At 38.8% G+C, this 11,825-nt stretch carries 8 protein-coding genes; 6 read left to right on the top strand and 2 right to left on the bottom strand.

Annotated features, from left to right (window positions below; translation table 11 throughout):
• Positions 1–71: 71 nt before the first annotated feature.
• The 6 genes from rplA (at position 72) to ACR2F7_RS05815 (ending at position 10,479) form a co-directional block, all read left to right on the top strand.
• Positions 72–770, top strand: a complete 699-nt coding sequence (gene rplA / locus ACR2F7_RS05790; RefSeq protein ID WP_432712639.1) for a 50S ribosomal protein L1 — start codon at positions 72–74, stop codon at positions 768–770.
• A 2-nt stretch (positions 771–772) separates the two neighbouring features.
• Positions 773–1,294, top strand: a complete 522-nt coding sequence (gene rplJ / locus ACR2F7_RS05795) for a 50S ribosomal protein L10 (protein WP_432712640.1) — start codon at positions 773–775, stop codon at positions 1,292–1,294.
• A gap of 63 nt (positions 1,295–1,357) precedes the next feature.
• Positions 1,358–1,732 (top strand): 50S ribosomal protein L7/L12, encoded by a 375-nt coding sequence (gene rplL / locus ACR2F7_RS05800; RefSeq protein ID WP_432712641.1) that lies wholly within the window; start codon positions 1,358–1,360, stop codon positions 1,730–1,732.
• A 154-nt stretch (positions 1,733–1,886) separates the two neighbouring features.
• Positions 1,887–5,690: a DNA-directed RNA polymerase subunit beta gene (rpoB, locus tag ACR2F7_RS05805; protein WP_432712642.1), complete on the top strand. Its 3,804-nt coding sequence runs from the start codon at positions 1,887–1,889 to the stop codon at positions 5,688–5,690.
• Positions 5,691–5,764: 74 nt separating this feature from the next.
• Positions 5,765–10,054 carry a DNA-directed RNA polymerase subunit beta' gene (gene rpoC / locus ACR2F7_RS05810; RefSeq protein ID WP_432712643.1) on the top strand — a complete coding sequence of 1,430 codons (4,290 nt, stop codon included), beginning with the start codon at positions 5,765–5,767 and terminating at the stop codon, positions 10,052–10,054.
• A 110-nt stretch (positions 10,055–10,164) separates the two neighbouring features.
• Positions 10,165–10,479 carry a DUF3467 domain-containing protein gene (locus ACR2F7_RS05815; protein ID WP_432712644.1) on the top strand — a complete coding sequence of 105 codons (315 nt, stop codon included), beginning with the start codon at positions 10,165–10,167 and terminating at the stop codon, positions 10,477–10,479.
• Here ACR2F7_RS05815 and miaA read toward each other — a convergent pair.
• Entirely contained in the window at positions 10,463–11,383 is a 921-nt protein-coding gene (gene miaA / locus ACR2F7_RS05820; RefSeq protein WP_432712645.1) for a tRNA (adenosine(37)-N6)-dimethylallyltransferase MiaA, read from the bottom strand. The two genes, ACR2F7_RS05815 and miaA, sit on opposite strands and share 17 nt — an antisense overlap.
• A gap of 6 nt (positions 11,384–11,389) precedes the next feature.
• Positions 11,390–11,825: IS1096 element passenger TnpR family protein (locus ACR2F7_RS05825; protein WP_432712646.1), on the bottom strand; the 436-nt coding region annotated here is incomplete at its 5' end.

Below are 11,825 nucleotides of genomic sequence, written 5' to 3' on the forward strand. Positions count from 1 at the left end.
CGCAGTATGGGAATCACCGTTAGCGGTGACGCACCCTGGACAAATTAATTAACAAAAAACAGTTTACAACAGTGGCTAAATTAACAAAAAATCAAAAAAAGGCACATGCTAAACTAGAAGCCGGTAAAACGTATTCTTTACAGGATGCGGCTGCTTTGGTAAAAGAGATTACTACAACTAAATTTGATGCTTCGGTAGATATCGACATCGCTTTAGGCGTAGACCCACGTAAAGCCAATCAAATGGTTCGTGGTATCGCAACTTTACCACACGGCACAGGTAAAACTGTACGCGTTTTAGTACTTTGTAATCCTGATAAGGAAGATGAAGCTAAAGCAGCAGGTGCAGATTTCGTAGGTTTAGACGAATATGTAGCCAAGATTGAAGGTGGATGGACTGATGTTGACATTATTATCACTACTCCTGCTTGTATGGCAAAAGTAGGTAAACTGGGCCGCGTTTTAGGTCCACGTAACCTTATGCCAAACCCTAAGTCAGGTACTGTAACCAACGATGTTGGTAAAGCAGTTACTGATGTTAAAGGTGGGAAAATAGATTTTAAAGTTGACAAAAGTGGTATCATTCACGCTTCGGTAGGAAAAGTATCATTCCCAGCAGAAAAAATATATGAAAATGCTTTAGAAGTAATTCAAGTAATTTCAAAATTGAAACCTTCTGCTGCAAAAGGAACTTATTTTAAGAGCATTCATGTTTCTTCTACAATGAGTCCTGGAATAGCTATCGAACCTAAATCAGTAGCGGGGGCATAATTATGAACAGAGAAGAAAAACACGAACTAGTTTTAGCTCTTCAAGAGAAAATGCAAGAGTTTGGCAATTTTTATATTGCTGATACGTCAAGCTTATCTGTTGAAAAAATAAATAATATCCGTCGCAAATGTTTCGAAAGCGGGATCGAAATGCAAGTTGCTAAAAATACTTTGATCAAAAAAGCGATCGAAGGATTAGAAGGTGATGCATCAGAGATCTTTGCAGCGCTAAAAGGCCAGTCAGCCTTATTATTCTCTACTACAGGTAATGGTCCAGCTAAGCTGATCAAAGCTTTGAGAAAAGGTACTGACAAACCTCAGTTAAAAGGTGCATACATTGATTCAGCGGTATACGTTGGTGATCAGCATTTAGATGCCTTAGTAAGCTTGAAATCGAGAGAAGAGCTTATTGGAGATATCGTTGGCTTATTACAATCACCAGCTAAAAACGTTATTTCAGCACTTAAATCTAGCGGTGGTAAAATTGCAGGAATTGTTAAAACTCTTCAAGAAAGAGAAGGTTAAGGAACGCCTTATAAGTTCATATTATAATAAATTTATTTACGTAAAATTTTAAAATCTATAAAAATGGCAGATTTAAAAGCGTTTGCTGAGCAATTGGTAAACTTAACAGTTAAAGAAGTTAACGAATTAGCTCAAATCTTGAAAGACGAGTATGGTATCGAACCAGCTGCTGCTGCAGTTGCTGTTGCAGGTCCTGCTGGTGATGCTGCTCCTGCAGCTGAAGAAAAAACTACTTTTGATGTAATATTAAAAGAAGCTGGTGGTGCTAAATTAGCAGTAGTTAAATTGGTAAAAGATTTAACTGGCCTAGGCTTGAAAGAAGCAAAAGAACTAGTTGACGGTGCACCAAAAGAATTAAAAACTGGTGTTACTAAAGACGAAGCTGAAGCTTTGAAAAAACAATTAGAAGAAGCTGGAGCTGTAGTTGAAGTTAAGTAATAACTTAATTTTAATATAACTTTATCATAGACTCCGACTATACAGTCGGAGTCTATACCTGTTTATAAACATTTCATTTAGTTTGGTTGATGAGATGACGTTAGCGACAAACCAAACAAATAGTTTATTCTTAAAGTAATTTAACTTTAGTCCATTGGCAAATAAAGTCGACCAAAGAGTAAATTTTGCACGTAGTAAGCATATTATAGATTATCCTGATTTTCTAGATGTGCAGTTGCAATCATTCAGAGAATTTTTTCAGATCGAGACTACTTCAGATAACCGTCACACAGAAGGTTTATTTAAAGTGTTTGCTGAGAATTTTCCAATCACTGATTCCAGAAATATTTTTGTTTTGGAATTCCTTGATTATTTTATTGATCCACCGCGTTATGATATACCTGAGTGTATTGACCGTGGATTGACTTATAGTGTTCCCCTGAAAGCTAAATTAAAGCTTTCTTGTAATGACGCAGAACACGAAGATTTTGAAACCATTATTCAAGATGTGTATTTAGGGACCATTCCTTATATGACCCCTAAAGGTACATTTGTGATTAACGGTGCAGAGCGTGTTATTGTTTCACAATTGCACAGGTCTCCAGGTGTGTTTTTCGGCCAAAGCCGTCACACTAATGGTACCAAACTTTATTCTGCCCGTGTAATTCCTTTCAAAGGTTCCTGGATCGAGTTTGCTACTGACGTGAATAACGTGATGTATGCTTACATTGACCGTAAGAAAAAGTTTCCTGTAACCACGTTGTTGCGTGCTATTGGTTATGATTCTGATAAGGACATCTTAGAATTGTTTGATCTTGCCGATGAGGTAAAGGTGAGCAAATCTGGCTTGAAAAAATACATCGGACGTAAACTTGCTGCAAGGGTACTAAGAAAATGGGTTGAAGATTTTGTTGATGAAGATACCGGTGAGGTAGTTTCAATAGATCGTAACGAAGTAATCTTAGACAGGGACACTGTTTTAGAGGATGAACATGTAGATATGATTATTGACGCGGGTGTTAAAACCATCATCTTGTCTAAAGAGGATGGCGCGAGTCAAGCTGATTATACCATTATATATAATACTTTACAAAAAGATACTTCTAACTCTGAAAAAGAGGCTGTGGAAAACATCTACCGTGCTTTGCGTAACGCAGAACCACCTGATGAGGAAACTGCAAGAGGTATTATTGAGCGTTTGTTCTTCTCGGATAAACGTTATGACTTAGGGGATGTTGGTCGTTACCGCATTAACCGTAAGTTGAAAATGGATACCCCAGACCATGTGAAGGTTTTAACTAAAGCAGATATTATTGCGATCGTTAAATACCTGATCAAACTGATCAACTCTAAAGAAGAGGTGGATGATATTGACCACTTGTCTAATCGTCGTGTACGTACGGTAGGTGAACAATTATACGCTCAATTTGGTGTTGGTTTAGCACGTATGGCCCGTACTATTCGTGAGCGGATGAACATTCGTGACAATGAGGTGTTTACACCAACGGATTTGATTAATGCCCGTACTTTATCGTCGGTAATTAACTCTTTCTTTGGTACCAACCAATTGTCGCAGTTTATGGATCAAACGAATCCTTTGGCAGAGATTACGCACAAACGTCGTCTATCAGCCTTAGGCCCAGGTGGTCTTTCCCGTGAGCGTGCTGGATTCGAGGTTCGTGATGTTCACTATACGCACTACGGTCGTTTATGTACCATTGAAACACCAGAGGGACCAAACATTGGTTTGATTTCTTCTCTTTGTGTTCATGCCAAGATTAATAATTTAGGTTTCATTGAAACACCATACAAAAAAGTTGTTAATGGTGTAGTTGCAGTAGATGAGCCGGTTATTTACCTTTCTGCAGAAGATGAAGATGGTAAAACCATTGCACAGGCTAACGCATCTTACGATGACCAGGGTAACTTTACTACCGCACGTGTTAAAGCACGTTACGAGGGTGACTTCCCGGTTATTGAGCCAGAGAAATTAGACTTAATGGACGTTGCGCCGAATCAGATTACTTCGATTGCAGCTTCATTGATTCCTTTCCTTGAGCATGATGATGCGAATCGTGCCTTGATGGGTTCCAACATGCAACGTCAGGCCGTGCCTTTGTTACGTCCTGAAGCGCCTATTGTTGGTACTGGTTTGGAAGGCCGTGTTGCACGTGACTCCAGAACATTAATCAATGCTGAAGGTAATGGTGTTGTTGAATATGTTGATGCTAATGAAATTACCATTAAATATGAAAGAAACGATGGTGATCGTTTAGTTTCTTTTGAAGGTGATAGCAAAACTTATAAATTAATAAAATTCAAAAAAACCAACCAGAATACTTGTATCAACTTGAAGCCAATTGTTAAAAAAGGTGAAAAAGTTACTAAAGGTCAAGTATTATGTGAAGGATATGCTACTGAAAATGGTGAGCTGGCTTTAGGAAGAAACTTAAAAGTTGCTTTCATGCCTTGGCAAGGATATAACTTTGAGGATGCGATTGTTATTAACGAACGTATTGTTAGAGATGATGTCTTTACTTCCTTACACATTGAAGAGTTTGAATTGGAAGTGCGTGACACAAAACGTGGTGAGGAAGAGTTAACCTCTGATATCCCTAACGTTTCTGAAGAAGCTACTAAAGATTTAGATGAAAACGGTATCATCCGTGTTGGTGCTGAAGTTAAAGAAGGTGATATTCTGATTGGTAAGATTACCCCTAAAGGTGAGTCTGATCCTTCTCCAGAAGAAAAACTGCTTCGTGCAATCTTTGGTGATAAAGCCGGAGATGTGAAAGATGCTTCTTTAAAAACACCACCATCAATTAAAGGGGTTGTTATTGACACTAAATTGTTCTCCAGAGCTAAGAAAACTACAAAAGCAGAAGAGAAAGCTGCTATTGAGAAATTAGACAAGAGATATAACTTAGCTATTGAAAACCTTAAAAACGAATTGGTTGATAAGTTGTTCCAAATTGTTAATGGTAAAACATCTCAAGGTGTTTACAACGTTTACAAAGAGCTCTTATTCCCTAAAGGTGCAAAATTTACCCAGAAAAGCTTAGCTGAACTGGAATTTGCACACATCAATCCATATAAATGGACTACTGATGAGGAGAAAAACGACCAGATCAAATTGTTGTTGCACAACTATGGTATTCGTGTAAACGAAGAGCTTGGTGCTTACAAACGTGATAAATTCGCTATCAGTGTTGGTGATGAGCTGCCTTCAGGTATTGTTCAGATGGCAAAAGTTTATGTTGCTAAAAAACGTAAACTAAAAGTAGGTGATAAGATGGCTGGTCGTCACGGTAATAAGGGTATTGTAGCCCGTATTGTACGTGATGAAGATATGCCTTTCTTAGATGACGGAACGCCGGTTGATATTGTGTTGAACCCATTGGGTGTACCTTCACGTATGAACCTTGGTCAGATCTATGAAACTGTATTAGCATGGGCTGGTCAAGAATTGGGTGTTAAATTTGCAACACCGATTTTTGATGGCGCTAAACATGATGAGGTAGAAGCATGGATTGCCAAAGCTGGTGTACCTGCATCTGGTAGAACTTACTTAAATAACGGATTAACTGGAGACAGATTTGATCAGCCAACTACAGTTGGTATTATCTACATGTTGAAATTAGGCCACATGGTTGATGATAAGATGCACGCCCGTTCTATCGGACCGTACTCTTTAATTACTCAACAGCCGTTAGGTGGTAAAGCTCAATTCGGTGGTCAGCGTTTTGGTGAGATGGAAGTTTGGGCATTGGAGGCATTTGGTGCTGCCAATATCCTGCAAGAAATCTTAACTGTAAAATCTGATGATGTTATCGGTAGAGCAAAAACTTATGAAGCTATTGTAAAAGGTGAAAACCTTCCTACACCAGGCGTACCAGAATCATTCAATGTATTGGTACATGAGCTACGCGGATTAGGTTTAGATATTACGTTAGACTAATTGTTTTAGGTTATAAACATGCGTTATGGTTCCATAGCGCATGCTTTGAACTTAAGACTTACAAATAAAAAGATATGTCTTACAAAAAGGATAATAAATTAAAAAGCAACTTCACTTCCATCACCATTAGTCTGGCGTCGCCTGAGGCTATTTTGGAGCGCTCAAGTGGAGAAGTGTTGAAACCTGAAACCATCAATTATCGTACTTACAAACCTGAGCGTGATGGTTTGTTTTGCGAGCGTATTTTTGGCCCGGTTAAAGATTACGAATGTCATTGCGGTAAATATAAACGTATCCGTTATAAAGGTATTGTTTGTGACCGTTGTGGTGTTGAAGTAACAGAAAAGAAAGTACGTAGAGAGCGTATGGGGCACATCAATTTGGTGGTTCCTGTTGCGCATATCTGGTATTTCCGTTCCCTGCCAAATAAAATTGGTTACTTATTAGGTTTGCCTACGAAAAGATTAGACTTGATTATTTACTACGAACGTTATGTAGTTATTCAAGCTGGTTTGATGGGTGAAGAGGGTATCCAGTATATGGATTTCCTTACTGAAGAAGAATATTTAGACATCCTTGATAAGTTGCCTAAAGAAAACCAATACCTTGATGATAAAGACCCTAATAAATTCATCGCCAAAATGGGTGCTGAAGCATTAGAAGATTTATTGAAACGTATTGATTTAGATACTTTATCATACAACTTACGTCACCAGGCAGCAAACGAAACTTCTCAGCAACGTAAAAACGAAGCTTTGAAACGTTTACAAGTTGTTGAAGCTTTCCGTGGTTCCAGATCACGTATTGAGAACAACCCTGAATGGATGATCATTAAAATCGTTCCGGTTATTCCACCGGAATTACGTCCATTGGTACCATTGGAAGGTGGTCGTTTTGCGACTTCAGATTTAAATGATTTATACCGTCGTGTAATTATTCGTAACAACCGTTTAAAACGTTTGATCGAAATTAAAGCACCGGAAGTAATTTTGCGTAACGAAAAAAGGATGTTACAAGAAGCGGTTGATTCGCTATTTGACAACTCCCGTAAAGTTAATGCTGTTAAAACTGAAGGTAACCGTGCCCTGAAATCTCTTTCTGATATCTTGAAAGGTAAACAAGGTCGTTTCCGTCAGAATCTATTGGGTAAACGTGTGGATTATTCTGCCCGTTCTGTAATTGTTGTAGGTCCAAACCTTAAATTACATGAATGTGGTTTACCTAAAGATATGGCTGCAGAGCTATTTAAACCGTTCATCATTCGCAAGATGATTGAAAGGGGTATCGTTAAAACGGTTAAATCTGCAAAGAAAATTGTAGATAGAAAAGATCCTTTAGTTTGGGATATCTTAGAAAACGTTTTAAAAGGTCACCCTGTATTACTGAATCGTGCCCCTACGTTGCACAGGTTAGGTATCCAGGCTTTCCAACCTAAATTAATTGAAGGTAAAGCGATACAATTACACCCTCTTGTTTGTACTGCATTTAACGCGGATTTTGATGGTGACCAGATGGCAGTCCATTTACCTTTAGGTAATGCTGCAATTTTGGAAGCCCAGGTTTTGATGTTAGCTGCTCACAATATTTTGAACCCTGCAAATGGTACCCCTATTACAGTACCATCTCAGGATATGGTTTTGGGTCTTTATTACATTACTAAAGGCCGTAGAACTGATGAGTCAAGAGTTGTTAAAGGACAGGATTCTGTTTTCTATTCTCCTGAAGAAGTAATCATTGCTTACAATGAGAAAAGCATCGATCTTCACGCATTTATTCGTGTGAAAACCAATGTTAAAGAAGAGAATGGCGCTATTGTAAATAAATTAGTTGATACTACTGTTGGACGTGTACTATTTAACCAAATGGTTCCTGAAGAAGTAGGTTATATCAACGAATTGCTAACCAAAAAATCTCTTAGAGATATTATTGGTAACGTTGTGAAAATTACCGGTATGGCACGTGCAGCCCGTTTCCTTGATGATATCAAAGAACTAGGTTTCCAAATGGCATTCAGAGGTGGTTTATCATTTAACTTGCAGGATGTAAACATTCCAGTAGAGAAACAAGCTTTACTAGAACAAGCATCTGCAGAAGTTGAAGAAGTAAGGAATAACTATAACATGGGATTCATTACCAACAACGAGCGTTATAACCAAATCATCGATATCTGGACTCGTATCAATAACCGTTTAACATCATTCGTGATGACGCAGTTATCGAGCGATAACCAAGGTTTCAACTCAGTTTATATGATGTTGGATTCTGGAGCCCGTGGTTCGAAGGAGCAGATTCGTCAGCTATGCGGTATGCGTGGTTTGATGGCTAAGCCTCAAAAATCAGGTTCTGGTGGTGAGATTATTGAAAATCCAATTCTTTCAAACTTTAAAGAAGGCTTATCCGTATTAGAGTACTTTATCTCTACCCACGGTGCGCGTAAAGGTTTGGCGGATACGGCGTTAAAAACGGCCGATGCGGGTTACCTGACTCGTCGTTTACATGACGTTGCACAGGATATGATTGTTAACTCTCCTGATTGTGGTACTTTGAGAGGTATGTATACTACTGCCTTGAAAGATAACGAAGATATCGTTGAGCCATTGTATGACAGAATTTTGGGTCGTACATCTCTTCATGATGTATTCAATCCACTTGATGGCGAATTATTGGTTGGTGCAGGACAAGACATTGATGAAGATGTTGCTAAAGCAATTGAGCAATCTCCAATCGAAGGTGTTGAAATCCGTTCTGTATTAACCTGTGAGAATAAAAGAGGGGTTTGTGCCCTTTGCTATGGTCGTAACTTAGCTTCTGGTAAACGTGTTCAAAAAGGTGAGGCTGTAGGTGTAATTGCTGCACAGTCAATCGGTGAGCCGGGTACACAGTTAACCTTACGTACTTTCCACGTGGGTGGTACCGCCTCAAACATCGCGGCTGAATCTCAGATTATTGCGAAATTTGATGGTGTTATTGAATTTGAAAATATCCGTACAGTAGAAAATATCAATGATGAAGTTTCTAACCAGATCGTTTTAGGACGTTCAGGTGAATTCAAAATTGTTGAGCCTAATACGGGTAAAATTATCATGACTAATAATATCCCTTACGGTTCATTCTTATATGTTGAGGATGGTGCTAAGGTTACTAAAGGAGATAGAATTTGTTCATGGGATCCATACAATGCCGTTATCATCTCAGAATTTGCGGGTAAAATCGAATTCGACGCTATCGTTGAAGGAGTAACTTTCCGTGAGGAATCTGATGATCAAACTGGTCACCGTGAGAAAGTAATTATTGATACACGTGATAAAACTAAAAATCCTTCTGTAAGGGTTGTAGATAAAAAGGGTGAATTAATAAGAGGATATAACATTCCAGTTGGTGCTCACATTGCTGTTGAAGAAGGTGATGCTGTAAGAACTGGTCAGATCTTAGTTAAGATTCCTCGTACAACTGGTAAAACCAGGGATATTACGGGTGGTTTACCTCGTGTTACTGAATTATTTGAGGCACGTAACCCTTCAAACCCTGCTGTAGTAACAGAGATTGATGGTGTTGTAACCTTAGGTGGTGTTAAACGTGGTAACCGTGAAATCACTATTGAATCTAAAGAAGGTGAAGTTAAAAAATACCTTGTTCCATTGTCTAAACACATCCTTGTTCAGGATAATGACTTTGTAAAAGCAGGTATGCCTTTATCTGATGGTTCAATCTCTCCAGCTGATATCTTGAAAATTAAAGGCCCTGCGGCTGTTCAGGAATATCTGGTAAATGGAGTACAAGAGGTTTACCGTTTACAAGGTGTAAAAATTAACGATAAACACTTTGAGGTAATTGTGCATCAAATGATGCAAAAGGTTCATATCGAAGATCCGGGTGATACTATTTTCTTAGAAAATAACTCTGTTGATCGTTGGGACTTTATGATTGAGAACGATGAGATCTACGACAAAAAAGTTGTTGTTGATGCAGGTGATTCAAATAACTTGAAACCAGGTCAAATTGTTTCTTTACGTAAATTAAGAGATGAAAATTCTCAGTTGAAACGTAAAGACCTTAAACAAATTGAGGTTCGTGATGCAAGACCTGCAACAGCGAGCTCTGTGTTACAAGGGATCACACGTGCTTCATTAGGAACAAAATCATTTATCTCTGCAGCATCCTTCCAGGAAACTACAAAAGTGTTAAACGAAGCAGCAATTGCTGGTAAACGTGATAGCATGCTTGGATTGAAAGAAAACGTAATCGTTGGTCACTTGATTCCTTCAGGTACTGGTGTACGTGGCTATGAGAAAATCATTGTTGGTTCTCAAGAAGAGTACGATAAATTATTAGCATCGAAACAAGAAGAAGAAGTAGAAGCTTAATTTTTTAAATATGAAGAAGAGTCCCTCAGCGTAATGCTGAGGGACTTTTTTTATGCCTGCTATTTTTTAATTAATGTTAAAGGTTGACATTATTAAGCTAATTTTGTACTATGGAACAACAAAATAAGGATAACCAACTACAGATTGAGTTATCAGAAGAGATTGCTGAGGGTATATTTTCGAACTTAGCGGTGATCACTCATTCAAATACAGAGTTTGTGATTGATTACATCCGTGTAATGCCTGGCATGCCTAAGGCTAAAGTGAAATCAAGGATTATTCTTACTCCAGAGCATGTGAAACGCATGGCGATAGCCTTGCTTGATAATATTGAAAAATATGAAGCTATAAATGGAAGGATAAAAATTCAGGAAGAGGGCGCTGGTTTACCTATGCAGTTCGGCGGTCCTACTGCACAGGCTTAATTGCCTGCTGCACATGCTTGAGGATGTCTGCATATTGATCAGGCTCAAACCAATGTGTGTCTGGATCTTTGCGAAACCAGGTTAATTGCCTTTTGGCAAAACGACGGGTATTCTGTTTAATGGCATCCACAGCTTGTTCCAGGCTTATCACTCCATCAAGGTATTGAAATAGCTCTGTATAGCCCACCGTGTTCAGGGCATTGAGGTGTTTATAAGGTAGAAGCTCTTTTACTTCCTCTAAGAGCCCGGTAGCCATCATTTGATCAACTCGGTTATTGATTTGCTGGTACAGCAGATTGCGGTCCATGTTGAGGCCAATTTTGCAAATCTTAAAAGGTCTTTCTTTTTTACTGTTGGTTTGGTAAGCAGAAAGTTTAAAGCCTGTAGAGAGATAAAACTCAAGCCCCCTGATCATTCGCTGTGGGTTCTGCTGGTCAACTTTAGCATAGAACTCCGGATCTGCCAGGGCAATCTCCTGTCTGATGGACTCTAGCCCCTCCACAGCAAAGCGTTCTTTTAAGGAAGCCCTAATGGTTAAGTCGGTGTCTGGAAGCTTGTCCAGGCCATTGCAAACAGCATTGATGTATAAGCCAGATCCACCAACCATCAACAGCTGGTTATGCGACTTAAACAATTCATCTGCTTTGGCTAAAGCTTCATTTTCAAAATCGCCGGTACTGAAAAAAGTATTAATGCTATGGGAGTTGATAAAATGATGTGGTACAGCCGCTAATTCTTCTGTAGAAGGTTTTGCTGTACCTATTTCCATCTCTTTAAAGAACTGCCTGGAATCTGCTGAAATAATTTCTGTAGAGAAGTGCCTGGCCAGTTGAATGGCCAATGCAGTTTTACCAATGGCAGTTGGTCCAACGATAACAATAAGACTTTTTTCGTTTTGCGTCATCAGGTCTTAGTAATCGTCGTCTTTACCGCCGCCATAACCTTCATCTTCATAATCTTCATCATCAGAGAAGGCATCTTCATCCTGATCTTCTTCATCATCACCCTTTTCTTTCTCATTGATGCCTGTTCCACCCATGGCTTCCAGTTCTTCCGTATCTTCAGGAACAACATCCAGCTCATTTAGAAAATCAAACTCATTCACTGCAGTTGATGCTGTTGCTGCAACTGCATCAGGGTTGTTCTTGTCAAAGATCTTTGGTGCTTCTCCGGTGCTTTTGAATAAATAAGGATATTGGATATTTGGGTCTGTCTCCAGAATAATCTTAATCAGCTCCACATGGAAATCAAAAGGACGGTCAAAGTTGTAGATGTAATAAAACTTCTGATGAGGATCTTCAATCAGGCTGCTCAACTTTACATTTTCCATTAAATTAACACCCCTG

Source organism: Pedobacter sp. (genome assembly GCF_045628745.1).
Taxonomy (GTDB): domain Bacteria; phylum Bacteroidota; class Bacteroidia; order Sphingobacteriales; family Sphingobacteriaceae; genus Pedobacter.

Excerpts from the sequence above, each read along its gene's own strand:
- rplJ (WP_432712640.1), top strand. The coding sequence starts at position 773 with ATGAACAGAGAAGAAAAACACGAACTAGTTTTAGCTCTTCAAGAGAAA.
- rplL (WP_432712641.1), top strand. The coding sequence starts at position 1,358 with ATGGCAGATTTAAAAGCGTTTGCTGAGCAATTGGTAAACTTAACAGTT.
- rpoC (WP_432712643.1), top strand. The coding sequence starts at position 5,765 with ATGTCTTACAAAAAGGATAATAAATTAAAAAGCAACTTCACTTCCATC.
- ACR2F7_RS05815 (WP_432712644.1), top strand. The coding sequence starts at position 10,165 with ATGGAACAACAAAATAAGGATAACCAACTACAGATTGAGTTATCAGAA.
- miaA (WP_432712645.1), bottom strand. The coding sequence starts at position 11,383 with ATGACGCAAAACGAAAAAAGTCTTATTGTTATCGTTGGACCAACTGCC.